The 26,286-nt window shown below is 59.3% G+C and carries 27 protein-coding genes; 6 read left to right on the top strand and 21 right to left on the bottom strand.

Annotated features, from left to right (window positions below; all coding sequences use genetic code 11):
* Nucleotides 1-12 precede the first annotated feature (12 nt).
* The 5 genes from ACYU0X_RS05770 to ACYU0X_RS05750 all read right to left on the bottom strand — a co-directional run bounded on the left by ACYU0X_RS05770 (nt 13) and on the right by ACYU0X_RS05750 (nt 2,983).
* The gene (locus ACYU0X_RS05770) at nt 13-162 is read right to left on the bottom strand and encodes a hypothetical protein (RefSeq protein WP_309408025.1); all 150 of its coding nucleotides are present in this window, start codon (nt 160-162) and stop codon (nt 13-15) included.
* A gap of 1 nt (nt 163) precedes the next feature.
* Nucleotides 164-799, bottom strand: coding sequence for an imidazole glycerol phosphate synthase subunit HisH (hisH, locus tag ACYU0X_RS05765; RefSeq protein WP_461902401.1), 636 nt, complete (start codon nt 797-799; stop codon nt 164-166).
* Between the two features lie 2 nt (nt 800-801).
* Nucleotides 802-1,422, bottom strand: coding sequence for an imidazoleglycerol-phosphate dehydratase HisB (hisB, locus tag ACYU0X_RS05760; RefSeq protein WP_309408029.1), 621 nt, complete (start codon nt 1,420-1,422; stop codon nt 802-804).
* A 27-nt stretch (nt 1,423-1,449) separates the two neighbouring features.
* On the bottom strand, nt 1,450-2,556 hold the full coding sequence (locus ACYU0X_RS05755) for a histidinol-phosphate transaminase (RefSeq protein WP_461902400.1): 1,107 nt from the start codon (nt 2,554-2,556) through the stop codon (nt 1,450-1,452).
* A 76-nt stretch (nt 2,557-2,632) separates the two neighbouring features.
* Nucleotides 2,633-2,983, bottom strand: coding sequence for a LysM peptidoglycan-binding domain-containing protein (locus ACYU0X_RS05750; protein WP_461902399.1), 351 nt, complete (start codon nt 2,981-2,983; stop codon nt 2,633-2,635).
* Between the two features lie 261 nt (nt 2,984-3,244).
* Between ACYU0X_RS05750 and lexA the strand changes: the two genes are divergently transcribed.
* The gene (gene lexA, locus ACYU0X_RS05745; RefSeq protein WP_418908827.1) at nt 3,245-3,961 is read left to right on the top strand and encodes a transcriptional repressor LexA; all 717 of its coding nucleotides are present in this window, start codon (nt 3,245-3,247) and stop codon (nt 3,959-3,961) included.
* On the opposite strand, the gene ACYU0X_RS05740 is transcribed toward lexA, so the two are convergent.
* The 3 genes from ACYU0X_RS05740 to hflX are packed head-to-tail and all read right to left on the bottom strand — an operon-like array spanning nt 3,958 to nt 8,566.
* Entirely contained in the window at nt 3,958-4,992 is a 1,035-nt protein-coding gene (locus ACYU0X_RS05740; RefSeq protein WP_418908826.1) for a glycoside hydrolase family 76 protein, read from the bottom strand. The genes lexA and ACYU0X_RS05740 overlap by 4 nt on opposite strands.
* 18 nt (nt 4,993-5,010) lie before the next feature.
* The gene (locus ACYU0X_RS05735; RefSeq protein WP_418908825.1) at nt 5,011-7,002 is read right to left on the bottom strand and encodes an ATP-dependent DNA helicase; all 1,992 of its coding nucleotides are present in this window, start codon (nt 7,000-7,002) and stop codon (nt 5,011-5,013) included.
* Nucleotides 6,995-8,566: a GTPase HflX gene (hflX, locus tag ACYU0X_RS05730; protein ID WP_309408041.1), complete on the bottom strand. Its 1,572-nt coding sequence runs from the start codon at nt 8,564-8,566 to the stop codon at nt 6,995-6,997. The genes ACYU0X_RS05735 and hflX overlap by 8 nt, the downstream gene beginning before the upstream one ends.
* 427 nt (nt 8,567-8,993) lie before the next feature.
* Between hflX and ACYU0X_RS05725 the strand changes: the two genes are divergently transcribed.
* Nucleotides 8,994-9,605 (top strand): class I SAM-dependent methyltransferase, encoded by a 612-nt coding sequence (locus ACYU0X_RS05725; protein ID WP_461902398.1) that lies wholly within the window; start codon nt 8,994-8,996, stop codon nt 9,603-9,605.
* A 10-nt stretch (nt 9,606-9,615) separates the two neighbouring features.
* Here ACYU0X_RS05725 and dapF read toward each other — a convergent pair whose 3' ends face one another.
* From dapF to ACYU0X_RS05680, 9 genes are all read right to left on the bottom strand, one after another.
* A complete protein-coding gene (gene dapF / locus ACYU0X_RS05720) occupies nt 9,616-10,548 on the bottom strand; it encodes a diaminopimelate epimerase (RefSeq protein ID WP_461902397.1) in 933 nt (310 codons plus the stop codon).
* Nucleotides 10,548-11,474: a tRNA (adenosine(37)-N6)-dimethylallyltransferase MiaA gene (gene miaA / locus ACYU0X_RS05715; protein WP_461902396.1), complete on the bottom strand. Its 927-nt coding sequence runs from the start codon at nt 11,472-11,474 to the stop codon at nt 10,548-10,550. Before miaA ends, dapF begins: the two co-directional genes overlap by 1 nt.
* 4 nt (nt 11,475-11,478) lie before the next feature.
* On the bottom strand, nt 11,479-12,987 hold the full coding sequence (miaB, locus tag ACYU0X_RS05710; RefSeq protein WP_461902784.1) for a tRNA (N6-isopentenyl adenosine(37)-C2)-methylthiotransferase MiaB: 1,509 nt from the start codon (nt 12,985-12,987) through the stop codon (nt 11,479-11,481).
* Nucleotides 12,988-13,108: 121 nt separating this feature from the next.
* Nucleotides 13,109-13,759, bottom strand: coding sequence for a pentapeptide repeat-containing protein (locus ACYU0X_RS05705; RefSeq protein WP_461902395.1), 651 nt, complete (start codon nt 13,757-13,759; stop codon nt 13,109-13,111).
* Nucleotides 13,760-13,813: 54 nt separating this feature from the next.
* The gene (locus ACYU0X_RS05700) at nt 13,814-14,521 is read right to left on the bottom strand and encodes a regulatory protein RecX (protein ID WP_461902394.1); all 708 of its coding nucleotides are present in this window, start codon (nt 14,519-14,521) and stop codon (nt 13,814-13,816) included.
* Between the two features lie 155 nt (nt 14,522-14,676).
* Nucleotides 14,677-15,732, bottom strand: coding sequence for a recombinase RecA (recA, locus tag ACYU0X_RS05695; RefSeq protein WP_309408052.1), 1,056 nt, complete (start codon nt 15,730-15,732; stop codon nt 14,677-14,679).
* A 200-nt stretch (nt 15,733-15,932) separates the two neighbouring features.
* Nucleotides 15,933-16,154 (bottom strand): DUF3046 domain-containing protein, encoded by a 222-nt coding sequence (locus ACYU0X_RS05690; protein WP_459275752.1) that lies wholly within the window; start codon nt 16,152-16,154, stop codon nt 15,933-15,935.
* A gap of 103 nt (nt 16,155-16,257) precedes the next feature.
* Nucleotides 16,258-16,686 (bottom strand): helix-turn-helix domain-containing protein, encoded by a 429-nt coding sequence (locus ACYU0X_RS05685; protein ID WP_309408056.1) that lies wholly within the window; start codon nt 16,684-16,686, stop codon nt 16,258-16,260.
* A 297-nt stretch (nt 16,687-16,983) separates the two neighbouring features.
* The gene (locus tag ACYU0X_RS05680; protein ID WP_461902393.1) at nt 16,984-17,445 is read right to left on the bottom strand and encodes an SRPBCC family protein; all 462 of its coding nucleotides are present in this window, start codon (nt 17,443-17,445) and stop codon (nt 16,984-16,986) included.
* A 187-nt stretch (nt 17,446-17,632) separates the two neighbouring features.
* On the opposite strand from ACYU0X_RS05680, the gene ACYU0X_RS05675 reads away from it, so the two are divergent.
* Complete coding sequence (locus ACYU0X_RS05675; protein ID WP_461902392.1) at nt 17,633-19,504, top strand: HNH endonuclease signature motif containing protein; 1,872 nt, start codon at nt 17,633-17,635, stop codon at nt 19,502-19,504.
* Between the two features lie 141 nt (nt 19,505-19,645).
* On the opposite strand, the gene ACYU0X_RS05670 is transcribed toward ACYU0X_RS05675, so the two are convergent.
* Genes ACYU0X_RS05670 through ACYU0X_RS05660 form a run of 3 tightly spaced genes read right to left on the bottom strand, consistent with a single transcriptional unit; the run spans nt 19,646 to nt 23,765 of the window.
* Nucleotides 19,646-20,140 carry a CinA family protein gene (locus ACYU0X_RS05670; protein ID WP_461902391.1) on the bottom strand — a complete coding sequence of 165 codons (495 nt, stop codon included), beginning with the start codon at nt 20,138-20,140 and terminating at the stop codon, nt 19,646-19,648.
* A gap of 3 nt (nt 20,141-20,143) precedes the next feature.
* Complete coding sequence (gene pgsA, locus ACYU0X_RS05665; protein ID WP_309408063.1) at nt 20,144-20,746, bottom strand: CDP-diacylglycerol--glycerol-3-phosphate 3-phosphatidyltransferase; 603 nt, start codon at nt 20,744-20,746, stop codon at nt 20,144-20,146.
* Nucleotides 20,747-20,750: 4 nt separating this feature from the next.
* Nucleotides 20,751-23,765, bottom strand: coding sequence for an FtsK/SpoIIIE family DNA translocase (locus ACYU0X_RS05660; RefSeq protein WP_461902390.1), 3,015 nt, complete (start codon nt 23,763-23,765; stop codon nt 20,751-20,753).
* 126 nt (nt 23,766-23,891) lie between these two features.
* On the opposite strand from ACYU0X_RS05660, the gene ACYU0X_RS05655 reads away from it, so the two are divergent.
* From ACYU0X_RS05655 to ACYU0X_RS05645, 3 genes are read left to right on the top strand one after another with little or no spacing between them, the layout of a single operon-like run.
* The gene (locus tag ACYU0X_RS05655; protein WP_418908814.1) at nt 23,892-24,263 is read left to right on the top strand and encodes a DMT family transporter; all 372 of its coding nucleotides are present in this window, start codon (nt 23,892-23,894) and stop codon (nt 24,261-24,263) included.
* A complete protein-coding gene (locus tag ACYU0X_RS05650) occupies nt 24,263-24,583 on the top strand; it encodes a DMT family transporter (protein WP_461902389.1) in 321 nt (106 codons plus the stop codon). Before ACYU0X_RS05655 ends, ACYU0X_RS05650 begins: the two co-directional genes overlap by 1 nt.
* A 38-nt stretch (nt 24,584-24,621) precedes the next feature.
* Nucleotides 24,622-24,786, top strand: a complete 165-nt coding sequence (locus tag ACYU0X_RS05645; protein WP_461902388.1) for a hypothetical protein — start codon at nt 24,622-24,624, stop codon at nt 24,784-24,786.
* Nucleotides 24,787-24,801: 15 nt separating this feature from the next.
* Here the strand turns inward: ACYU0X_RS05645 and ACYU0X_RS05640 are convergent, their stop codons facing one another.
* Nucleotides 24,802-26,244, bottom strand: a complete 1,443-nt coding sequence (locus ACYU0X_RS05640) for a YfcC family protein (RefSeq protein WP_418908812.1) — start codon at nt 26,242-26,244, stop codon at nt 24,802-24,804.
* Nucleotides 26,245-26,286 lie beyond the last annotated feature (42 nt).

The following is a 26,286-nucleotide window of genomic DNA, read 5'->3' as shown; positions in this document are numbered from 1 at the left end:
TCCTTGAAGTTCTTAGTACGTCAGGGCCCAGGCGGCGACAACTGCGGTCACGGCCAGCACCCAAAGGGCAATCTGCCAAGAAATATGTGCGCTCTGCTTACGTAGCGATAGCGCTCCACCGCCGAGGAATCCGGCGAGTCCGAGAAGTACTACGGACCACATATTAGAGGCTCGCCAACCAGTTGCGCAGTAGCTTCTGGCCGGCCTCTCCGGACTTCTCCGGGTGAAACTGCACAGCCGAGAGCGGGCCGTTTTCTACCGCGGCCACGAAATCGCTCCCGTGGTTTGACCAGGTCACCTTCGGCGGAGTCATCGCCGGCTGCGTTACGTCAAACGCCCAGTCCAGCACCGCATAGGAGTGAACGAAATAGAAACGCTCGTTTTCGATGCCCTTGAAAAGGTTGCTCCCTTCGGCAGCCTTCACGGTGTTCCAGCCCATGTGCGGGATGACATCGGCCTTCAGACGCTCGACCACGCCAGGCCATTCACCGAGGCCCTCGGTTTTCACCCCATGCTCGACGCCCCGTTCGAAGAACACCTGGTGTCCCACGCAGATGCCAAGTACCGGCTTACCGCCGGCAATGCGCCGACCGATCCAACGCAATGACCCGCTGGCCTTCAGTGCGTCCATCACGGCGGCAAAGGCTCCCACCCCGGGCACCACCACACCGTCGGCGTCCTGAATCGCCTTCGGGTCAGCGGTTAGTTCGACGTCGGCCCCGGCGGCCTCCAATGCACGGACCGCGGAGCGAACGTTGCCAGAACCGTACTCGAGTACGACGACCTTCTTTGCAGTCATGCTTACAGTGCACCCTTCGTCGACGGGATTTGGTCACCCATGCGGGCATCGGGTTCAGTTGCCTCGCGTAGCGCCCGGGCAAAGGCCTTGAACTGTGCCTCGACAATATGGTGCGGGTCGCGACCTGAAAGTACCTCGATATGCGCGCAAATCTGGGCGTGGAAGGTAATCGCTTCAAAGGCATGGCGCGTCATGGAACCAGTGAAGTGCCCGCCGATGAGGTGGTACTCCTGACCGGCCGGCTCGCCCCCGTGGACGAGGTAAGGGCGCCCGGAGACATCTACAACGGCACGTGCCAGCGCCTCGTCCAAGGGCGCATAGGCGGTACCGAAGCGACGGATACCGGCCTTGTTGCCTAAGGCCACGCGCAAAACTTCGCCGATGGTGATCGCAACGTCCTCGACGGTGTGGTGCACGTCGATATGCGTGTCCCCGGTCGCGCGGACTGTCAGGTCGATCAGCGAGTGCTTGGACAGCGCGGTGAGCATATGGTCATAGAACGGAACGCTGGTGGAGATCTCGCTGGTGCCGGTCCCATCGAGGTCCAGTTCCACAAACACGGAGGATTCACTAGTCACGCGTTCCATGCGTGCCCGACGTGCGCCAATCAGTTCGGCAGTCATTATTTCCTTTGCGGTAGTTCGTTCTCGCTAGTTCGCTGCGTCCAACAGCTCGGCCAGTCGGTCGAGGAAGGCCGTCGTCTCGGCTTCGGTACCGGCCGTCACGCGCAAAGTTCCGGGGATCCCGTTGTTTCGCACGATAATGCCTGCTTCCAGAAGTCCCTGCCAGATGGCCTCTGGATCGTCGAGCCCGCCGAAAAACACAAAATTCGAGTCGCTCACCGATGGCTTGAGCCCAAGTTCTTTGAGTCGTTCCACGATCCGGTCGCGCTGGACCTTGATGGCTTCGACTTCCGCCAAAAGTAGATCCACGTTCTTCAGCGCAGCAATGGCAGTAGCTTGGGTGACCGCGGAAAGGTGGTACGGCAGACGTACCAGACGGATGGCATCGGTAACCTCGGGCGCGGCCGCAAGATAGCCCAGTCGAGCACCGGCAAGGGCGAAAGCCTTCGACATGGTACGCGTTACGATCAGCCGTTGGCGATCGGCAAGCAGGGTCAGCGCCGAACGAGTACCAGCCAAGGAGAACTCGGCATAGGCTTCGTCGACGACGACCATGGCGTTGGTTTCGGAGCACGCCTCATATACAGCCTCGATGACATCTAGCCCCAACGCCGTACCAGTTGGATTATTCGGCGAGCAAAGGATGACAATATTGGGTCGGTGCTCGCGCACCTGGGCTGCTGCCGATGCGGCGGTCAGTTCGAAATCTTCATCACGGGTCCCGGCGATGAAAGTGGTGTCGGTGCCACTAGCAAGCAGCGGATACATCGAATAGGTCGGAACGAAGCTCATTACGCTACGTCCTGGACCACCGAATGCTTGCAGAATCTGCTGAAGGATCTCGTTGGACCCATTGGCCGCCCAGATATTGTCGGCGGCTAACTCGTGACCCAGATAGTCGGCGAGACGTTCGCGGAGTTCGGTAAATTCCCGGTCTGGATATCGGTTCAGTGTGGTTGCCGCAGCCACTACCTCATCGCTAATGGCCCGAACTACTGCATCGGGCAATGGATGGGTGTTCTCGTTGACGTTCAGCTGAATGGGCACGTCGATCTGTGGCGCGCCATAGGGAGAAAGCCCTCGGAGATTCTCGCGTAAGGGCAGCTGACTCAAAAGTTCACTGCGGTCATTCACGGTTTAATTCTAGTCGCGTAGTGACCTCCCGCTTCAATCGAGGTCGCTACTAGGTAATAAACCGCACTTCAACAGGCTAGTCGAGAACGGGGATCTGCAGGGTGTCGCCCGCCTGAATCTCGCCGTACTCGATGGAGTTGATCTCGCTGATGTACTGCATGGCGGAGTAAATATCGTGTTCTCCGGCGTGTTCACGAGCCAGACCCCATAGCGTGTCTCCAGGAATCACGGTCACTTCAACGAACTCTTGCCCTTGCGGCGCGGCGGAACTGGCCTGTGCGGAATTGAAGAACATGGCCACGAAGAATGCCGCGGCGACGGTCAGCGCAAATACGGGGATTCCTACCAGCACGGCCCAACCGCGACGATTGATCTTGATCTTCAAGGGAGCGGCCTTGGTGGTGGCGTCCAACGCAAGAGTACCCATGATGTTTTCTCCTCATGTGTGGCTACGAGTGATCCGAGTTCGAATTCGAACAACTAGTTCGAACATGTATTCGGAAGTAGTACATCTGTTCTAACACCGCTCGATCGACGTTGTCCAGACACCTTCGAACAAATCTTTGAAAGAGGAGTCATCTTCTACTAAGATTTCGAAGTAATCGAGCAATGGAAACATCACAGCATTCGGCCCCGACAGTTTGTCTTTCACCGGCGGGATCAGAAGGCTTAGGGAAGGCAGAAACTCATGTCAGCATCGCAACGCACTCCGCGATCCAACGCTCGATCCCTGACTATTCGTCAGAAGAAGATTCTCGAAACAATTCAGCGCGCTATCGGGAAGAATGGCTACCCGCCATCAATGCGTGAGATTGGCGACTCGGTCGGACTGGCAAGCCTCTCAAGCGTGACGCATCAGCTGGGGCAGTTGGAAAAGTTGGGCTACATCAGACGTGATCCGCGTCGTCCGCGAGCCATGGAGATCCTCCTTCCATTGCAGCTAAGCGAAGATGGATCGGCACCTGCACCGGCAGCCGAGGAACCCAGCCCGGCAGAAGAGTCCAAGGTCATCGAGCTCAGTACCTCGGCTGATACCACTATGGTTCCGCTAGTAGGGCGTATCGCCGCCGGTGGCCCGATCCTGGCCGAGCAGACCGTAGAAGACGTCTTCTCGCTCCCTCGGCAGTTGGTCGGTCATGGCGAACTCTTTATGTTGCGAGTCTCGGGCGATTCAATGGTTGATGCTGCCATCTGCGATGGCGACTGGGTTGTCGTGCGTCGGCAGCAGACCGCCGAAAACGGTGACATTGTGGCGGCGTTGCTCGACGAGGAAGCAACGGTCAAAACCTTCCGGCAGCGCGATGGGCATACGTGGCTGTTGCCGCAGAATTCCCGTTACGAGCCAATTCTGGGCGACAGTGCCGCCATTATGGGCCGCGTTGTTTCGGTGATGCGCTCGCTCTAGGCGTTCGGTATCGAGGTCGCCGGGCTCAACCGGCACGCGGCGTTGAAAATCATCCAGCGCTGCACGACCGCAGATAGTTCAATCTCCTGCCGTTCCACCAGCGTTTGCGCGGTGCTGCGCACCATCTGCGCCGCCTTATCGCGCACCTCGGAGGGAAGTCGCCGGTCACCTGCGGACAGTGCCAAGTAGCGGCACAGGATGCCGGTAAATAGTGCACCGTCGCCGGCCGCCGAGATCGGCAAGGAGCCGTGCTCGTCAGCCAATTCACGACGAATCGCGTGAATCAAGTCGGCCGCACGCGTCAGATCCTCGGGCATACCCAAGGCACACAGCGTGGCCAGAGTTGTGCCCTGGTTGTAGGTGTAAATAGCCGGTTCGAGATCTACGGCGTCATCCTTCAGACGCAGACCATCGAAGTAGAGGCCGCGAGCCGTGTCGAACAGATGCTCATTGAGCCACTGCATCAGCGCGCGGGCCGCCGTATAGCGTCCGGTACGAACAAACAAAAGCGCGGCCGGGCCGTTGGCCGGCGTATTTTTGAAGTCTCTTGAGCGATTCCAGTAAATTCCGCCACCCAAACGGTCATCTCCGGCCGCTGCTAGAACCCGACCCAGCTGATGGACCGCCAGGGAAGCCAACGGGGCCCGTTGCCCCGGAAGAGCTGCGGTGAGGCGTTCCAGACGACGCGCCGCCAACGCAAGCCACGCCATGTCGTCGTAGAAGGCATTCGGGAATTTGCCGAGATTACGCAAGAAGATTCCGCGTAGCAACGCCTTAGCCCGCCGGATTTCCTGCATCGCCCGGAGCCGCTCCCCTGATGCAAGCCACAGCTCGGCATCGTCAACGATCGCATCCAAATAGTGCGCCTGCCACCAGTAGTTCCAGGGCCCTAAGTCGCGAATGTGCCGGGTATCGTCTTGCCTATCGTGGCTTCGTCCAATGAATGTACCGGGTAGTCCGGCGAGGTGACGTCCAAAGCGCGCGTGTGTATCGCGGGCCGCGCCGGCGGCAAGTGATCGAAAGGACTCCACTGGAACCTCACCGTTTCTCTAGGGCTTGAGGCGCTTCAGCACACCGAGGATCGTCTTCTTATCGACGGTAGGCCACATCGGCGGTAACGAGCCCTTCAGGAAGGTTCCGTAGCGTGCGGTGGCCATACGGGAGTCGAGCACTGCCACAACACCCTTGTCGTTAACCGAACGGATCAAACGTCCGGCACCCTGTGCGAGACGAATGGCCGCGTGGGTGGCCGAGACTTGCATGAACCCATTCCCGCCATGCCGGGCAATATCCTCGGTACGCGCCTTGGAGATGGGGTCGTCGGGGCGTGGGAAAGGAATCTTGTCGATAATCACCAGTCGACAGGAGTCGCCCGGGACGTCGACGCCCTGCCAGAGAGTCATCGTGCCGAACAGGCAACTATCTCGGTCGGCGGCAAATTGCTCCACGAGCGACTTCATGCTGCCTTCACCCTGGCAGAGGATCTCAGTGTCCAAACGAGGGCGTAGGATCTCGGCTGCTTCCTCGGCGGACCGTTTAGAAGTAAAGAGCACCAATGCCCCACCGCCCGAGGCGGCGATGAGGTCCTCGATCTCGTCGAGGGTTTCGGCCGAGAGCTGGCGACCAGGCTTGGGCAGGTGTTTCGCCACGTAGAGAATGCCCTGTTTGGGATAATCGAAAGGACTGCCGACGTCCACGCCCTCCCAGCTCGGGGCACCGGCACCCATCAACCCCAATGATCCGGCAACGGAATCGAACTGCGCACCAATGGCTAGGGTGGCGCTCGTCAAAACCACGGTGCGTCCGTCGAACAACCCTTCACGGAGCTTGCCAGCCACCGACAACGGCGCGACATTGAGGGTGGCCGGGGTGCCCGGGTCAGATTCTACGTAGCCGCGACCATCCACGAACTCACGGGGACGGGTCGTATAGAGCACTTCGCGTCGCTCTTCGGTCTCCAACATGCGAATCGCATCATCCATAATGGCCTGCAGCTGGGAACGAGCCGTCTGTCGCCCGCCGTCGGCCGGGGCGTTAGCCTCGGGTTTAGTCAAGGCGAGAACCAAGCGGGACTGCTCGACGATGTCGTTCAGCGCGATGCCCATCTCCTCCGGCAATCCCTTATCCATCAGGCCGGTGGGGATGCCAGTCAACGACTTTTCAAGTTTGTGGGCCGCCTTGGTGAGTTCATCGACGTTCACCGCGCAGTGACGCTTCGCCCCGCCAGCGGCGGTCAGCACCATGCGAGCAGAAAGCGCGCCAGCGACCGAAGAAGTCACGCGGTCCTGAAGCTCATGTGCCTCATCAATGATGGCCACGTCGAAATCCGGAAGCACGTTCAGCCCCTCGAAGGCCGAGACGGCGAGCAGGGCGTGGTTGGTAATCACCACATCCGCTTCCGAAGCACGGGCGCGCGCCATTTCCGAGAAACATTCGTCTGCCATCGGGCATTTTTGCGACCCTAGGCACTCCATGGCGGAGACGGAGACCTGCCGCCAGGCCTTATCGCTGACCCCGGGAACCAACTCATCGCGATCCCCGGTTTCCGTGCGTTCGGCCCATTCACGAAGTTTCATGACTTCATTAGCCAGCGGCGAGTACACCGTGCCAGAGGCCGCGGGTTTCTCATCCATGGAAAACAGCGCGCCCTCGTCTTCATCCGGGTAGCCGCCGCCGAGCTTATATTGGCACAAATAGTTCGAGCGTCCCTTGAGCAAGGACACATCCATGGGGCGCGAGAGCTTGCCCTTGAGCGATTCGAGCAGACGCGGCACATCACGTCCGACGATCTGAGACTGCAACGCCAACGTGGCGGTGGAGACGATCACGGGTTTTGGCGAGGTTTGTGCATAAGCCAGCGCCGGAATCAGGTAGCCCATCGACTTACCCGTTCCGGTACCCGCCTGCACCAGCAGATGACGTTCTTCGTCCAACGCCTCAACGACGTGTTTGACCATCTCCTGCTGACCGGGGCGAACCTGCCCACCCATGGATTCCACGGCGGCTTGCAGCAGCCCAAGGGCCTGCTCTTGCTTATCCATGAAGGTTGTACGGCTCCAATTCCGCCGCGAGGGATTCGCGAACCTTGACGATCATGCGAGTGCCGTCTTCACGATGCTCGCTTTCCAAAATTTCCGACTGGTCGCGGTGCAGTTTCGAGACCAAATCACCACGGTCATAGGGGATCAGGACTTCAAGCTGCACACTGGGCCGCGGAATCGAGGCACTAATCAACTCGAGAAGCGCATCAATGCCTTCGCCAGTGTGGGCCGAAACCGCAATCGAATTCGATTCGCGATTGCGTACCCGTTCGATCACAAACGGATCGGCGACGTCAGCCTTGTTCAGCACGATGATTTCCGGGATATTCAACGCGTCAATCTCGGAAAGCACGGTGCGTACGGCACGGATCTGCGCTTCGGGGTCCGGGTGCGAGGCATCCACCACGTGCAGGATCAGATCCGAGTCGCCGATTTCCTCGAGCGTTGAACGGAATGCTTCGACCAACTGAGTCGGCAGGTTGGAGACGAAGCCCACCGTGTCGGCGAGCGTATAGCCCATCCCGTCGGCGGTTTGGGCCTGGCGCACAGTGGGATCCAGGGTCGCAAACAGCGCGTTTTCAACCAGGACCCCAGCGTTCGTCAGGCGGTTGAGCAAGGAAGATTTGCCCGCGTTGGTGTAACCGGCGATAGAGACGGCCGGCACTTCATTACGTTTACGGCTTGCGCGCTTGGCTTCACGTGCGGGCTTCATCGCCTTGATTTCACGCCGCAGCTTCGCCATGCGGTCACGAATGCGACGACGATCAAGTTCAATCTTGGTTTCACCAGGACCGCGTGAACCGATGCCGCCACCCGCAGCACCGACACGGCCACCGGCCTGCCGAGACATGGAATCGCCCCAACCACGCAGGCGCGGCAAAAGGTACTCAAGCTGCGCAAGTTCGACCTGCGCTTTACCTTCGCGGCTCTTGGCATGTTGCGCGAAGATATCAAGAATCAGTCCGGTCCGGTCGATGACCTTCACCTTGACGATGTCTTCGAGTGCGCGGCGCTGCGAGGGTGCCAGCTCGGAGTCGACAATCACGGTATCTGCCCCGGTAGAGGCGACAATGTCGCGCAGTTCGGCAGCCTTGCCGGAGCCCAAGAAAGTACTGGGATCGGGCTTGCTTCGACGTTGCACGATTCCGTCGAGCACCTCGGAGCCCGCGGTCTCAGCCAGCGCGGCCAATTCGCGTAGGGAATTTTCCGCTTCTTGAACCGACCCTTCGGTCCAGATCCCCGCCAGAACAACCCGTTCCAGGCGTAGCTGGCGGTATTCGACTTCCGTCACATCTTCGAGTTCGGTGGACAATCCGGCCACGCGTCGCAGAGCATGGCGATCGGCAAGGTCGTCCTGTTCGCCGTCGAAGGTCGAGCGCGATACCGAGAATCGGTTCAGCGCAGTGGCACGACCGCCGAGCACATCTTTCGATTCGTCTTGCCCGAAGTGGTGCACCTGCGGCGCATCGGCGCTATCGGCGGCAAGAATACGATCAATGGCCGCCTGAATCTGCGCGTCATCCATCGGCGCGGATTCGTGATCGTGCGACTGAGAGTTAGTCATGTTCCCCTTAGAAGTTTGTCGCTTTACAGAATAGTGTGCTTGCCCCTGATTTTGCGAGGTGGCAGTTGTGGCATCGAGATGTTCGGTCATGGTTATGAGCCTCCGGTTGTTCAGCACAATGGTGAGGAGTTGCAGAGATATGCCAACGGCTGCCGGAAGGGGTGCAGTGTCCAAGTACACAAGATGTCTAGGTGCCACGTTCGGTGACGACCTATAGCTAATGACTCTGTCCACGCGCACTCATCAAGTACCAGCGCGCACCAAAGAGAGGTGCACCAAAAACTGGCGGAGCGGCTACCGTTATCGGCGGCTTAATTAGCTGTAGATCAGAGTCATAGAGAAAACTCTATCACTTGAGTCGCCGTCGATCTATATTGTGTGGCTCACTATGTTTGGCCACCACCGTGCCAACCGATAATCTTCCATCATGACCTCGGATCACTATTTCAGCGCGTCGCCGGCTTCAAACGATGAACGACGGACGCTACGCGTCACCCTCGCCGGCGCCGAACGCGAAGTGATGACTGCCCCAGGGATCTTTTCCCCCGGTGGTCTCGACAAAGGTACTGCGGTATTGCTGGAATATGTGGCGCCACCACGTGGACGCGTATTGGATATCGGTTGTGGCTGGGGACCCATTACGCTTACTGCGGCACTGCTCGCCCCCGACAGCGAGGTCTTTGCCGTAGATGTCAATGAGCGCTCTATTGATTTGGCGCGGCGCAATGCCAAGGCGTTGAACCTTGACCGCGTTCAGGTAGGTACGCCGGATGACATTGCCGAGGACCTCGAATTCGACACTATCTGGTCCAACCCTCCGATTCGTATCGGTAAAGAAGCCCTACATGAGTTGCTCCTACGTTGGCTGCCGCGGCTTGCCCCGGGTGGGGAGGCCCTACTCGTCGTGCAGAAGAACCTTGGAAGTGACTCGCTGCAAAAGTGGTTGGCCGAACAGCTACCAAATCACTGGAACGTGACACGTGCGGCAACTTCCAAGGGCTTCCGCATCCTGCAAGTGAATCGGCCGTCAGACGACTAGCCGATCTCAGTTAGTCGGAGCCCAATACCCCACGGGCCACCAACATGGCCGGACCAGAAAGCACCACTTCCTCACGCCCGGAGGCAACGGGCACGAAGTCGACGCCCACTTCCCCACCGGGGATCTGCACGATCCAATGGTCAATGGTGGCTTGGCTGCGCGCCCAATACCGCATGGCAGCCGCGGCAGCGCAGGCTCCGGTACCGCACGACAGCGTTTCACCCACGCCGCGCTCATGCACGCGCATACGCACCGTGGCCACCCCGTTGCTTAGCAATGGTTCCGCGGGAACGACAAACTCGACATTCGTCCCGTTCACGGGCACAGGCTCCACTTCCGGCACATGAAAAAGATCCAGCGCCTCGAGCTCCTGCGGGTCTGAGAGCGCAACCACGGTGTGGGGGTTGCCCATCGTAATGCTGAGAGCCGGACGGTGCTGATTCCATCCGGAAGCCAAAACCAGTGAATCTACCGATTCAGCGGTTGCCTTGTCTTCATGAATCAGCCCCCAAGGCCCCAGATTTGCCGCGTAGCCGTTAGCTGTACGTTGCACCTTCTTTACGCCGGCGCGGCTACCGATGCTCAATGTTTGACCGACCTCGAGATCCACCAGCCCCTCGGCCACGAGGAAATGAACGAAGGCGCGCACACCGTTGCCGCACATTTCAGCTATCGAACCGTCGGAATTGCGGTAGTCCATGAACCACTGGGCCTCCGGATTCTCGGCCACCTGGCTTTCGTATCCAGAGACCATCGAGGTTGGCACGACGCGGATGAGCCCGTCTCCGCCGAGGCCGAATCGGCGATGACACAATGCCGCCACCTGCTGAGCGTTAAGGTCATGGTGGCCCTGCGGGTCCGAGATCAGCACAAAGTCGTTGCCGGTGGCATGCCCCTTGGCAAAGGACAAGCCCTCCAATTCGTTCAGTGCACTGATTGTCATTACTCCGCCTCAGGTTGGCTGTGGGTGTTGTCGATATGTGCGAGGACATCGCCGAGCATTCCCGCCCGGGTCGGATCAAACCATGTCACTCGTGGGTCTGCGGTGAACCAGGTGATTTGTCGCCGCGCAAACTTTCTGGTGGCCACGACAGTTTGCTCAATGGCTTGAGCCCTGTCGATCTTGCCATCAAGATAATCAGTGTATTGCTGATATCCGATAGCACGTGACGCCGTCTTACCTTCACGTAGACCTCGTTCGAGCAGGCCAGCGACCTCCTCGGCGAGTCCCATACCGTCCATCCGCTTGACGCGAGAGGCTAGACGTTCGTGCAATGCCGCCCGCTCAAAGTTCAGCCCCAATTGTATGGTCGGCTGCATGTACTCTCGTTCTGGCATGTACGAGCTGAAGGCACGTCCCGAAATGCGGTAGACCTCTAGCGCTCGAATAACACGTCGAACATCCAAGTTCCGCGCTGCGGATATTGGATCGACCTCTGCCAGTTCGCGCCGTAAGTCGCTCTCCCCCGCAGCAGCCATTTGCGCCTCGACCTGGTTGCGGACCTCTGGGTTCGTCGGCGGAAAGTCAATCACGTCCAATGCAGCACGAACGTACAATCCAGATCCACCCACCAGAATTGGTACGTTACCGTGGGCGCGGATGACCTCGAATCGTTCGCGGGCCTGCGCTTGAAACTGGGCCACAGACGCTTCTTCACGAATATCCATGATGTCCAGCAGGTGGTGGTCGATCCCACCGCGTTCGTTCGGGGCCAGCTTTGCAGTTCCAATGTCCATGCCACGATAGAACTGCAATGCATCGGCATTGACGATTTCGCCGCCCAGCTCCTGAGCAAGCGCGATCGCCAAATCCGACTTCCCTGTTCCGGTAGGACCCACGATCGCAAGGATCGGAAGCGAGGAAGTCATCGCGTTATTTACGCACCATCAAGGTCGGCATACCTAGGCTAGTTTTACCCTTGCCGCCGCCGGTCCCCGTCGTCGGAACGCCACAAGAGTCGGCCTGTGCACGGTCCCAAGCATCGCCCGCACGGGATCGGCGCACCGAATACTGATCCTTAGTCGGATCCGAGATCAGGTGGAATGCCGCTGCCTCTGTGATCGGTACGGTCACTAGATCACCAGGGCGCGGGACCTCGGCCCCCTCTGGCACCGAGAAGTGCACGAGGCGCTGGTCTTGCGCACGGCCGGAGAGCCGATGAGTTTCCTCAGCCTTACGGCCAGCTTGCTCCGTGACCATGACTTCAACGGTGCGTCCAACCTGCTTGGCGTTCTCTTCCTTTGCAATCCGATCCTGTAGTGCAGTGAGTCGTTCATAACGTTCCTGAACCACGGCCTTCGGCAGTTGATCGTCCATGGTTGCGGCCGGAGTACCCGGACGCTGCGAGTACTGGAAGGTAAATGCCGACGAGAAACGCGACGCCTCGACCACGTCGAGAGTAGCTTGGAAGTCTTCTTCGGTTTCTCCGGGGAATCCGACGATAATGTCGGTTGTGATGGCCGCGTGTGGGATACGTTCGCGCACCTTGTCCAGAATGCCAAGGAATTTCTTCGAACGGTACGAACGGCGCATGTCCTTGAGTACCTTGTCCGAGCCTGACTGCAGCGGCATATGCAGCTGCGGCATGACATTCGGGGTTTCGGCCATGGCTTCGATGACGTCGTCGGTAAAGGCCGCCGGGTGTGGGCTAGTAAAACGCACACGTTCTAGCCCTTCGATTTCACCACAGGCACGCAAGAGCTTGCCGAAGGCGAGACGATCACCGAATTCAACTCCATAGGAGTTCACGTTCTGCCCCAGCAATGTCACCTCGATGGCGCCGTCATCGACCAGCGCTTGAATTTCAGCGAGGATTTCGCCCGGGCGGCGGTCTCGTTCCTTACCGCGCAGCGAAGGAACGATGCAGAAAGTACACGTATTGTTGCAGCCCACAGAAATGGACACCCACCCGGCGTATACGGACTCGCGTCGGGTCGGTAGCGTGGAGGGGAAGACGTCAAGAGACTCGAGAATCTCCAGCTCTGCCTGCTTGTTGTGCCGGGAGCGCGACAGAAGCGTCGGGAGTGAGCCGATGTTGTGTGTACCAAAGACCACATCTACCCATGGGGCCTTCTTCAAGATTGTGTCGCGGTCCTTTTGCGCGAGGCAACCGCCGACAGCAATCTGCATGTTTGGACGTTCACGCTTCAGCGGCGCCAACTGCCCTAGGTTTCCGTAGAGCTTATTGTCTGCGTTTTCACGTACGGCGCAGGTGTTGAACACCACGACGTCGGCCACCTCGGTATCCGCATCGTCTTTGCGGCTCAGGCCGGCGTCTTCCAGCAATCCGGAAAGGCGTTCGGAGTCGTGCACGTTCATCTGACAGCCGAAGGTCCGCACCTCGTAGGTCTGCGGAAGGTTTTCGTCGTCGATCAGGGTCATCGGTTCGCGCTCAGTCACCTATAAATGGTAGCGAATTTTCCAAGGCCCAACATCTTAGCCTTGGCTTGGCCGAAATGAGCACATTACCCAGCGGCCAAGAAACTAAGGCTGGTTAGCCCAGTTAGTCCTCGACGGCAATTCCCAAATGCGCAGCGATCGGGTACAGAAACTGGAGGAGTTGCTCGTAGCTCAGCAGACTTCCGCGCAGCGCCGAAACTTCGTCAAGATCGCCGAGATGTGCGCCACGTAGATCGAGGTGCTTGAGCGTGCTCTGACTCAACCTCAAGCTGTCGATGCGGCAGTCAACCAGTGCCACGCGGTTAACTGTGGCGCCAGACAAATCGAGCTCCCCAATCGTGCAATTACTCAACCGTAAATCGGTGACCTTTGCACGACGCAGCGCAAGAAGATCAAGTTTGCTGTGCTCGATTTCCGTCTCGGAAATTGTGCTCTCCGAGGCGTGGAGCACTCCAATTCGACTGCTGGATATCCGAGTTTGTCGCATGACAAGCCCCGGCGCTTCAATGACTGAAGCACCAAGTCGTGAGATGGAAGACTCGGAGATTCGCACATCGGCCCATGCAAGATCCGTGCCAGACAAATTGTTCAGTGCACATTCGCTGAACGTACTCCTAGTAAGGTTCACGCGATCAAGAGATTCATCCGAGAACAGAGTTAGTTCCTCAAAGCCTCCGATGGAGTGGAAATCGAGATTACCTTCATCAAGGTCCGGTAGGTCAGGAATGTTTATGCGTGGCGAGATGATCGACATGGTTCCAGCTTAGGACTAGCGCCCTACAGTAACGTGGTCTGTCCGAAACCTAGGTCAGTAGTGGCCATGCTGCTCTCCGAATCGTGCGTCCCACTCTTCACGGGCCACTCGAAAAGCCAATCCCCCGTTGTAACCTTTACGCCCCAGCATTCCCACTAGGCGACGTAGCGCTTTGTCTCGGTTATCGCCCATTGCCGCAGGTCGCAATTTTGCGCGCACTATCTCACGTGCGCGTTCTTCCTCTGCAGCATCGTCGATCTGCTCTAAAGCCTCGGCAGCCAACTCGTCATCGATCCCTTTGGTACGTAGCTCGCGACGAATTGCACCTCGGGCTAGACCGCGCGAACGCGCACGGGCTGTAACCCACCCCTTAGCGAAACGTTCATCGTCTACAAGCTTCACCTCGACATAGCGCTCTAGTACCTCATCAGCGATCGCTTCGGGACATTCTTTCTCGAGCAACTTATCCTTGAGCTGCTTGAGAGTCTTGTCACTGCCGGTCAGTTGGCGCAGCGTGATGGCGCGAGCCTTTTCCCTCCATTGATCGTCAGTCAACTCATCGGGCTCAAGGTCCCGTTGCGCCTGGCGCTGCGCCTTCCGCTCTTCTTTGAGCTCCTTCTTTGTCTTTCGAGGCGTCGGCGGCTGATCCATGATTTGGCGCATGGCTTCGCGCAACTCATCTACCGATCGCGGCGGATTGGTTTCGGTGCTTTCGTCCTCAAATGACACCGTTGACGGGTCAAGCCTCTCGCCGCTGACCACGATCTCAGATTCTTCAACGTCCGTTGGGTCTGGCTTTGCCCAGTCCGGCATCTCTGCCGGGTCGCCAAGAAACTCGTTGGAAATGGACGTAGCGTCCGCCCCGGATCCTGATCCGGGTCGAACGCTACGTCCTTTAAACCTGCCGCTCACGAAAACTACTCACCTTCGACAACGCGCAGTTCGGTCTCGCCTTCCTCGTCCACTTCTTCCTCGGTGGAGAGGACGCCGAGCTTCTGCAAAATCTGACGCTCGAGTTCATTGGCAAGGTCCGGGTTGTCACGCAGGAAGCGTCGGGCATTCTCCTTGCCCTGCCCCAACTGGTCGCCATCATAGGTAAACCACGCACCGGACTTCTTGACCAACCCGTGCTCTACACCCATGTCAATCAAGCTACCTTCCTTGGAGATTCCGACACCGTAAAGGATGTCGAATTCCGCCTGCTTGAAAGGAGGTGCCATCTTGTTCTTAACAATCTTGGCTCGGGTTCGGTTACCGACGGGGTTCGTGCCCTCTTTGAGGGTTTCAATCCGTCGGATGTCGATTCGAACCGAAGCATAGAACTTTAGAGCCTTACCACCGGTGGTGGTTTCTGGGCTACCGAAAAATACACCGATCTTCTCTCGAAGCTGGTTGATGAAGATTGCCGTAGTCTTCGAAGAGTTCAGTCGACCAGTAATTTTACGGAGCGCCTGGGACATCAAGCGTGCCTGTAGACCCACGTGGCTATCGCCCATTTCGCCTTCAATTTCGGCGCGGGGAACCAGGGCAGCAACGGAGTCGATGACGATAATATCCAATGCTCCCGAACCGACGAGCATATCCATGATCTCCAGCGCCTGCTCGCCGGTATCTGGCTGAGATACCAACAGAGCATCGGTGTCCACGCCGAGCTTCTTCGCGTATTCGGGATCCAAGGCGTGCTCCGCGTCGATGAAGGCGGCAATGCCACCATTGCGCTGAGCGCTAGCCACTGCGTGCAAGGCGACGGTGGTCTTACCCGAAGATTCGGGACCGTAGATCTCAATCACGCGACCGCGCGGCAGGCCGCCAATACCCAATGCAACATCAAGGGCGACAGAACCAGTAGGGATAACTTCGATAGGTGCGCGGGTATCGTCACCCAAGCGCATTACCGAACCCTTGCCGAAGGCCTTGTCGATTTGGCCCAGGACGGACTCGAGCGCCTTTTCCCGATCATTGTTAGCAGCCATGTTCAACCTTTGTTCATGCAAGCCATTGTCGGACCTGCCAGTGGATCTGTTGTACTGCTCTAAACAGTACGAGCGTCTACCGACACTTTGCGTTGCCTCGCACGCACTGTGGAGTTCATGCCCGGTGTCATCGTTTCATAGACCAGAGTATCCGAACAGATATTCGAAGTCCAAGTTGACTTCGAATACCCGTGTTGCCGCTACGGCTTTGGTTCGATATCCACGCCAAGCCAGCGATTCTCGGGCACGTCCTGCGCGCGGCATATCGCGGCAAAGACCTCTTTGGGTTTGACGCCCTTGTTCAGCGCTTCAGTAGCGGTCATGCTTTCCAGCTCTGTCAGCGCTAACGTATCGGCGAGCATCCGCGAGTAATTGGCACCAAATTCGGCGTCCATATTTCGCCAAAAATCTGAGTTCTTCAACTTTGAGTCTTCCTTGCACGGCACAGGGGTCCTAAAGCTGCTTGACGCAACTTCAGGACCCCTTAGTGTCAAACGGACCCCGTCGCGGGGTCTGCGTTAGCAATTAGTTAGCGGCCGAAGCCAGTGGCTTGTTCAGATGACTAGGAACATCTCCGGAAAATTCCTTAGTCAGGTCGACGGGAACGGTATCCGGAATGACAACGCCCTCAGCCAGAGCAACGCGGTCAGAAACTTCGCGGAGCATTAGCGAGAGTGGGACATCGAGAGCCGCGCAGATCGAGGACAGCAATTCACTGGATGCTTCTTTCTGTCCGCGCTCAACCTCGGAGAGGTATCCGAGGGAAACACGGGCACTGTGCGAGACTTCGCGCAAGGTACGTCCCTGACGCTGACGGACGTCACGCAGCACGTCTCCAATTTCGTGACGGAGTACTACCATTTTGTGCTCCTCCTTCTCGGGCTGGACCGTGTTCGCGTCGCCCATCTCTTGCCAACGGATAACACCATTGACGGTCACGGGTTGCTTCACCATGTGCGAGCCTTACTCCTGGTCCTTCTCGAAAATATTCGGTTCGAGATTCCCCTTAGGTGGGACTCTCGATAGTTACAACGGCGTATCCGGAAATTTTGTTCCCGATGCCTTTACCCTATGCACAAATCTGCGATCTAGGCCACACTCGGGAGAAATTTCTCAGGAATGTTGCCGAAAACTACGTTCGACCAGTGTGAGTGGTCAACCTGTGAAGATACTTTACCGGTCGTGTCAAATCGCCCACAGGCAGTGTTGGCTTAAGCAAGCGCTTCGCCAAAGGTGGTCATCCGATGCGCTCTACCCTTCGAGCAAGTCCTTCAATCGCTGCAGTCCCCGCTCAATTTGCGGACCCATTAACTTCTCCATGGGCAGCAGGTATTTAGCGAGCACCCCAAGCAGGCCCCTGTGTTCCCCGTGCATCACCCATCGCACCTCCGTGAGGTCAGGCGCTTTGGCCGTAAGCTCGAAACGATGATCCATCTGGGACTTGAAGGGTTTCAGAAAACGAAGCTGCACCGCGACGAGATCATCGCGAGCCTCGGTGATTTCCATAATGCCTGCACTACGTTCCTCATTGCTGTTGTATTCATACACGGCCCCGACGCCGCGAGGCGCACCGCGAAATTCGCGGTCGATGTCGGACTCGGTGGTTTCGAAAGCTGAAAACTCGGGCCACCGTCGAAAATCGGAAAGTACCGAGGCGATGTCACGCGGACGCGCCGCGATATCTATCTGACGCGAGACTCTGAATTCAGCCATACCGGCCTCCTCGGGTAACGAATGCTGGCTCCGTGGATGAACCATCTCCATATTATGCGCCCACCTTGTGCCGCGTGCTCGCATATTTCAAACGACGGAAGTACCGTTCGTCCTGTCTCCTTGGTCGTTGTCCACAGCTGGTGGGTGTTTACCCCTGCCCGACGACCCGTGCGTGCAAACTGTGGGCATGCAGATCACCGACCTGGCCACCGCGCTGCACCGGGCCACCGAATACCGGGAGCACGACACCACCTCATTGGGTGCCGTCGCTTCACATCTGCACGCCCTCACCCAAATCAACACCTACCTCACAGAGCTACCCGCCTTGCTGGCCACGAACACCGACCCGCGTGCCGCCGCGCTGATCGCGCTTGCCACCGAGCGCCTAGCCAACCAGCTTCTGCGGAACCAACTCCACGCAGCACATCAAGTCGAAGCAACCGCCGCCCACACCCTGCCGAGTCCTGTTCTGGATGCTATGAAGAACGCTACCGGCACCATCACCGGGAAGAACGGGACCACCGCTAACAACGACGACGATCGCGATAGTGAAGACGGTATGGGTCGTGGTGGGTTCGGACGGGTCATCGAGCTTCTTCAGCATCCCTGTGAACCGGTCTCCGGGCGGCCGACCTACCGCGACGCGGCCAGCTTCCTGGCCAGCTGGCTGAATCAGGACTACTTCACCGCCAAAACCCGGGTCACCGACGCGCACCGGCTCATCGCCCGTCCCACAGGCACCGACATTCCCGCACAGCCCGTATTTCCGGAACTTGCCACGCACTTCACCACCACTCAGGATGTGCGTAGCGTGCTGAACGCGGCCCGCCGCCTCGAAAAACTTACTAACCCGAACACCGCATCCGAGGGTGCGGCCGCCCTCGGAGACACTGGGTTAGAAACCCAGGCCGCGAACCTACTCACCGAAGAGAACCCACGCACGCGCACTGAGGGACTGAACCGGTTCTTCCGTCACGCGGCAACCACCGCGCAACGCAGTGATCCGATGAGCATGACGGGGTTGTTCCGTAAGGGTACCCAGCACGGGATCACCACCTATGTATTCAAGGCGGCCGCAGAAGATAGCGAACTAATCGAATCGCTACTCGGACACGTAGATCACCCGAAAACCCAGGCGCATGCCCACGCGATCGAGTCCGCGAAATCCACCGCCAGCCGGGCCGGTAGCATGGCCTCTGCCAGTACAAGTGACGACGCTCCTGGTGCAGAAGGTAAGAACCCGGGCGCCGGTGAGGTGTTCCCGGACTTCCTCACCGCCGAGGAAGCTGCCACCGCCCGCGCCGACACCCTCGACGCCCCCGAGCCCACGGTGGCGCAACGCCGCCTCGCGGGGCTGATCAATCTCCTGCGCACCCAAGCCACCCCGCCAACCCAAACTAATCCCCACGCCGAGACCGACACCAAGGAAAACTCCGTTGCCGAGGCCAATACCGGCGAGGCAACTCACATTAGTGCTGGTGCTGGAACGGGGAAACCGAAAGGCCTTTTCCGGCCGACCATCATCGTGCACATGCCGCTTCGCGAACTGGTCGGCCTCGCCCAAAGCCACGGGCTCCCGTTACCGGAAACCTCTGGGGCCGGGGCCCCACCTATCATCGAGGGGTTACCGGCAGTGGGTGGGATTACCGCACACGGCCTAGCGATCGATTCCGGGGCGTTACGTCGGATGTTGTGTGAAGCGAACATTATCCCGTTAGTGCTCGGGGGTGCCTCAGAGATTTTGGATGTGGGTCGTTCGCAACGCTATTTCCCGACAGTGATGAAACGAGCGATCCTCGCTCGTGACCGGGGCTGTATTGTGCCGGGGTGCACGGTCCCGGCCGAAAACTGCGAAATCGATCATGTGCAGGAATGGGAGTATGGCGGGGTGACCAGTGTCGGCAATGGGGCCACGCTGCATCCGGGGCATCACGTGGATCGGCATGCAGGATTGTTTGAGGTGGTGATGAAAGACGGCATCCCGTGGGTGCGATTTCCAAAGCATGTGGATCCGGAGCAACGATTGCGACGGAACACGATCAATTTCACCCCGAGATAAGTTGAGGACTCGCCCCCGCGCTTGCCGGCTACAAACATCACCCAGCCCAATGGGCCGAGCAATGGAATGTGCCTGCAAGATCACTTGTCGAAGGTGCGTTGAGAATCCGGCACTGGGGGCAAGAAATCAGCACCGAATCTATTAATCGGCGTGGCCACCGGACTGCTCAAGGAGCTGAATCAATTGCTGCAATGCCGCCTGAGTGGCTTGGGCGCGGATCGCTTCGCGTCCACCTACGAAGTGATGGGCCTGAGCTCCGCTTCCGCCGGCATAGGCCCAGCCGATATAGACGGTACCCACGCCCTTCCCGTCATGCGGTTCGGGTCCGGCCACTCCGGTGGCTGAAACTGCTAGATCCGCACCACAGGCACGGCGTGCGCCCAAAGCCATCTGCTCCGCCACCTGAGGGTCGACAGAACCGGCTGTAGCCAGCAGTTCTTCGTCCACGCCAAGAAGCGCGGACTTCACCTCGCTGGCATAGGAAACAACCCCGCCCCGAAGCACTGCAGATGCCCCCGGCACGGTGGCTAGTTCCGCCGCGATGAGTCCTGCGGTGAGTGATTCCGCGGTGGCGATGCTCAGGTGTTGGGTTATGGCGCGCTCAATGACCTGACCGGCTCGCTGAGTTGTGGTCATCTCTTACTGCTCCTGAGTGTCGCGTCGGGCCTGTCGGCGCAACACGATGGCCTTGTACACATACTCCAGACCGGTGCCCACGGTCACCGCTGCGGTGGCCAGCATGAGGATCCACGCGGTGGTGTTCAGCCAAGAAATGGTCTGCGTAAAGGGCAATAGGTACAGCCCGATGACCACGGCCTGCATCACCGTTTTGATCTTGCCGCCCATATTGGCGGCGATAACCCCATACCGAATTACCACCACGCGTAGCAGGGTGATCCCCCACTCGCGCACGAGGATCACGATGGTCACCCACCAGGGCAATTCACCCAAAATGGAAAACATCACCAGCGCCGAACCGGTAAGTAGCTTATCGGCGATGGGGTCGGCGATTTTACCGAAGTTGGTGATCAAGCCGCGGCTACGGGCTAGGTCGCCGTCGAGCTTATCGGTATACATCGCCAGTACGAAGATCACCAGAGCAACCCAACGCCATGCGCCATAGTGATTTTCATCCGCCACCAGCGCCCAAATGAAGAAGGGCACCATGAGGATACGGATGGTGGTCAGGACATTGGCGATGTTCAGCGTCGGTACCGGCGCCTGTTCATTATTTGCCGCCATGAGCTTAGCCTCTTCCTGTCAGGTCCCAGGCGTCCTCGCTCGAGTCGTCCGAGTCATAGTAGTCGACCGCTTGTTCACGGGCATCGAGGTCCGCGGCCACCTCGTCAATTACCGGAGCATGATTCACATTGGCCTCTTCCACGAGCGCGGATTCGGTCGCCGAAGCTTGATGCGCGTTGGGATCCTCGCCACGCATGGTCGCCAACACTGCAGGCAGGTCATCGGGCTTGACCAAGACATCGCGGGCCTTGGAACCTTCCGAAGGCCCCACGACGCCGCGGGACTCCATCAGGTCCATGAGGCGTCCGGCCTTGGCGAAGCCCACGCGCAACTTACGCTGCAACATGGAGGTGGAACCGAACTGGCTGGTCACGACAAGCTCGGTGGCCTGCAACAGCAGATCCAGATCGTCTCCGATGTCCTCGTCGATCTTCTTCTTTTCGGCAACCGGCACCACGTCGTCGCGGTATTCGGGTTGCAATTGCGACTTGACGTGTTCGACGACGCGCTGGATTTCGGACTCGGTGACCCAGGCACCCTGAACACGCATGGGCTTCGAGGTACCCATGGGCAGGAAGAGCGCGTCACCCTGGCCAAGCAGCTTCTCCGCACCCGGCTGATCCAGCACCACGCGCGAGTCGGTGACCGACGAGGTTGCGAAGGCCATGCGCGAAGGCACGTTGGCCTTGATCAGGCCGGTGACCACATCCACGGAGGGGCGCTGGGTCGCCAGCACGAGGTGAATACCCGCGGCACGAGCCAGCTGAGTAATACGCACAATAGCGTCTTCCACGTCGCGTGGAGCCACCATCATCAAGTCGGCGAGCTCGTCAACGATCACCAGCAGGTAAGGGTAGGGCTTGAGTACACGCTGCGATCCGGCCGGAACCTGCACCTTGCCGGCCCGCACTGCCTTGTTGAAGTCATCGATGTGCTTGAAACCGAAGTTCGCCAGATCGTCGTAGCGGGTGTCCATCTCCCGCACCACCCAGGCCAAGGCCTCGGCGGCCTTCTTTGGGTTGGTGATAATTGGGGTGATCAGGTGCGGCACGCCTTCATAGGCGGTAAGTTCCACGCGCTTCGGGTCCACCATGACCATCCGCACTTCATCCGGTGTAGCGCGCATCAGAATCGAGGTGATCATCGAGTTCACGAAGGACGACTTACCGGCACCGGTAGCACCGGCCACTAACAGGTGTGGCATCTTGGCCAAGTTGGCCACGACGAAACCGCCCTCGACGTCCTTGCCGACACCCATCACCATCGGGTGTTCGCTCTTCGTGGCGTTGTTGCTGCGCAAGACGTCGCCGAGGGCGACGATCTCCTTATCGGTATTCGGGATCTCGATACCGATAGCGGATTTGCCTGGAATCGGCGAAAGGATCCGCACATCCGAGGAGGCCACCGCATAGGAAATGTTCTTGGACAGGGCGGTGACCTTTTCCACCTTGGTGCCCGGAGCCAACTCGATCTCGTAGCGAGTCACCGTCGGACCGCGGGAGAAGCCCGTTACCTGCGCATCGACCTTGAACTGGGCGAGCGTATCGGTGAGGGCGGCCACCACTGCCTCATTGGCGGCGGAGGCTTCCTTAGCCGGAGGGCCGGCTGGCAGGTAGTCACTGGAGGGCAGGGTGTAGGTGACGTCTCCGGCGACGGTGAGCTGTTCGGAACGCGGTGCCACCACACGCATGGCCGAGGTGCTGGCTTCCGGCTCAGACTTCGCGGCCAGTCCTACGCTGTCCATGATGGCGGCGCGCTTGGCTTCTTCCGCGGTGGGTCGCTTAACGCCTGGAGGCGGGCCGGAGGGCAAAGCGGTCGTCGGAGCGTCGTCGGTGCTTGGTGCCGGGGCACGGTCTGCTGCCGAAGGCATGGCACTGGTGGGTTGCTCGGAGGCGTCAAAGTCAAAGGCGGCCGGCTGTTCCGGGCGGGAGATCGCCTGGGTGGCAGCCTCGGTGGCATCCACGTCGTAAATCTCTCCGCGATTACCGCGTACGGCGGCAAGTCGCGCGGCGGCGGCCTGACTGGCTTCATCGTCGGTTGCGGCGTCCTTAGCGTCGATCACGGCCTTGTCGTAGGCCACGTCGCCGGGGCGTGGCGTGCTCTCGGCACCGTCCACGTCAAACACTTCGGTGACCTTCTTGGCCGCAGCCCGGCGTTCGAAGAAGCCGCGCTTCTTCGGCTTCGCCGCGGCAGGCTCCTCTTTGGGGTAAAGGTAAGACTGGTCGTGCTCCGGGGCGTTCGGGTCGAGATTCACGGTGGCCGGGGCGCTGGCCGCAGGCTTCTGTTGCGCGCGAGGCTGATTGGGGTCTTGGCCCAGCAGCTTGTTGTACCCGGCGCGAATACGTTGCGGAATCTGCATCACCGGGGTGGCGGTGATAATCAGAAGCGACATGAAGATCAGGAAGATGAAGACCGCCATGGCCCCGGGCACGGTGATCAGCAAGCCCAGCGGGGTGCCCAGAATGGACCCGGCCATACCACCGGCTGCCCAAAGCACCTCGAACTCGTCAGAGACCGCGGGCGAGCCTTGGATCAACGAGGCCAAGGCGGCACCGGACAGTGTGAGTATGCTCAGGCCGATGCCGATACGCTGATTAGCCTGTTCGTCCTCGGGGTGACGGAACAATCGGGTGGCGCCGATCAGCAAGATGACCGGTAGCACCGTGGCCATGAAGCCGAGGCTACCGCCAGCCACCGCATGTACTCCGCGCCCAAACCATCCCACATCGCGTAGGCCCCACCATTCAATGATGGCGACAAGAACCGCGACGAGCACCAAAAATAGTCCGGTGCCGTCGCGGCGCAGTTCGTAGTCGGGGCGTACGTTGGGGCCCAGCTTACGGAAAGCGCCACCCACGACCCGGGCGATGCCCATCCAGAGGCTACGCAGTAGGCGCAGTGGAAGGGCCAACTCCTCTTCGGGGTTGGGTGGTGTTTTCTTGCCGGATGACGATTTGGTAGCCCGCGGTTTACGCGGTGCCGCCTTCTTCGTCCCCTGCTTGGAGGAAGCTTCAGCCATAGGTTAAGGGTATCCCGCCGGGCTGGAAGGGACCCGAATTTACACGGTCATACGGGTCACGCCGGCCCGTAGCGCCGGCCGGTATACTCAGGGCTTCTGGCTGACTAGTACGGAGGGAGAAGCAGCATGAAGCGCTTACGCACCGGGTGGTGGCTCTTGGCGGGGGCCATCCTCGCGGAGGTTGCCGGGTCGCTGAGTCTGAAACTGGCCCTCGAATCGCCGTGGCTGTATCTGCTGGTTGTCCTCGGGTATGCAGCCGCTTTTACCCTACTCGCGTTTGTCCTGCGTTGCGGAATTCCGCTGGGCGTAGCGTACGGCGTGTGGGGCGCGAGTGGAGTGGCGTTGACGGCGCTCCTTTCGTGGTTGCTTTTGGGTGAGGCGCTTACTCCGGTGATGCTTCTTGGAATCGTGATCGTCATTATTGGCGTGCTCTGCGTCGAACTTGGCAGTCAATCCGCGGAGCACTCCCGTGCCGCCAATCAGCCGGTAGGTTCCTAATGTCGGTCGTGCTTTTGGCGCTGGCCATTGTGTGCGAGGTTGCGGGGACCTTGTCCTTACGCATGTCGTTGACCAACAAACGATGGTATCTGGCGGTCGTCGCAGGCTATGTAACTGCCTTTAGCTGCCTCTCGGGGGCATTGGCCCAAGGTATGGCGCTGGGTGTGGCATACGGGGTGTGGGCCGCCTGTGGAGTGGCGCTCACGGCGATCTGCAGCAAATTTCTTTTCGGCGAAGCGCTCACCTGGCTAATGTCGCTGGGGATCGTCCTCATCGCTGGCGGGGTACTGCTCATCGAACTCGGCACACCACATGGCTAAATTGCCACGAACGGACTCGAGCCGCACGCTTTGACTGCGTGGGACAGCACACCATTGGCATCGTTCTCGGCGTGCTCTGTCTACCGGACGATATCTACTGGCAGATCAAATCTATGGACGCGACGAGCGAAGGTGGTGAGGCGAGCCAACACACGGCGAGCGCGCCGCCCCCGACCCTGATGGTCGACGACGACGCGCTCTGAGAACGGCTATGAAGCCTAGGACCAGCCGATAATTTGCGCGAAGACGAGCGCCACGAGGGCGATACCGAGCCAGGTCAGGAACAGCGGGAAGAAGAAGCGCACCCATTTCTGCCATGGCACGCCGGCGATGGCTAGGGTAGCCATGAAGTAACCCGAGGTGGGGAACAGAATATTTCCGTAGCCATCACCCAGCTGGTAGGCCAGCACCGCGGTTTGTCGCGTGACGTCCAGCAGGTCGGAGAGCGGGGCCATGATCGGCATGGTCACCAGCGCCTGCCCACTACCCGAAGGGATGATGAAGTTCAGCAGCATCTGGCCAATGAACATGCCTACCGCGGCCAGTGCCGGTGGCAGTCCACCGATTGCCTCCCCCAAACCATGAACGATGGTGTCCAGGATCTGTCCGTTTTCCAGCACGACGGCGACACCGCGGGCGATACCTGCAATCAGGGCGCCGACGAGTACGGCGCGGAAACCGTCGTTGAAAGATTCCGCCAGTTCCTCGCCTCGTAGCCCGGCGATCACGCCGACGACTGCGCCAATGACGATAAACAGTCCAGCCATTTCCAGCATGAACCAGCCCAGCTTCAGCACACCAAAGACGAGGAGCGCAAAGAAGGCTAGGGCAACGAAGGCAGCAATGCGTTGGCGCACGGTCATTACGTGCTTCACCGCGCCCGGTGCGGTTTCGATGTACACACGGCGTTTCTCGGTCTCGGCTGGATTGCCGTGCACATAGCTGGCCGTTTGGTCGCGCTTGACCTTGTTGGCGTAGCGGATGACGAAGAAGATCGCCACGGCGACGGTTACACCAAAGATTGCCGCGCGCAGCCCCAGACCCGACCATAGGGGAACCCCGGCCAGCTTCTGGCCCAGTCCCGTGTTAATCGGGTTGAGCACGCCGGCCGCGAATCCGGCCGTCGTCGCGCAGAGTGCCACACCGGCGGCCACGATCGAGTCGTATTTAAGCGCAATGATCAAGGGCAGGATCACCGGTACGTAGACCAAGGCGAGTTCCTGGGTGCCGATGAGCGTGGCGACCGTGGAGAAGACCGCCATGAGCACGGCGATGAGTACCGGGCCGCGACGGGCGAATCGCTTGCTTAGCGCTGCCACGGCGTGCTCGACCAGGCCGGTTGCCTTCAAGACTCCGAAGAGTCCACCAATCATCAGGGTGAAGATGACGACCTCTGCCGCGGAAACCATGCCGCGCGGAATCGCGAGCATGAAATCGACCGGGGTCGTGGGCTGGGCGTCAATAAAGGTGAAGCTATCCGGGTCGATGGTGGTTCGCCCATCGGGGCCGTCGATGCGCTCATACAGACCGCCCGGAACGAGGTAGGTGGCCAGTGCGGCCAGCGCGATGAATGCGAAGAGAATGATGTAGATGTGGGGTACACCGATTTTTCGGCGTTTGCGCGTCGCAGGTTCTGCGTTCTCGACTTCTTGCTCTGCCATTGTCTATACCTTCATGGGCTCGGAACGAGTGATTGATTGATA

The organism is Glutamicibacter sp. X7, assembly GCF_054889245.1.
This window is presented reverse-complemented; position numbering and strand designations above follow the sequence as displayed.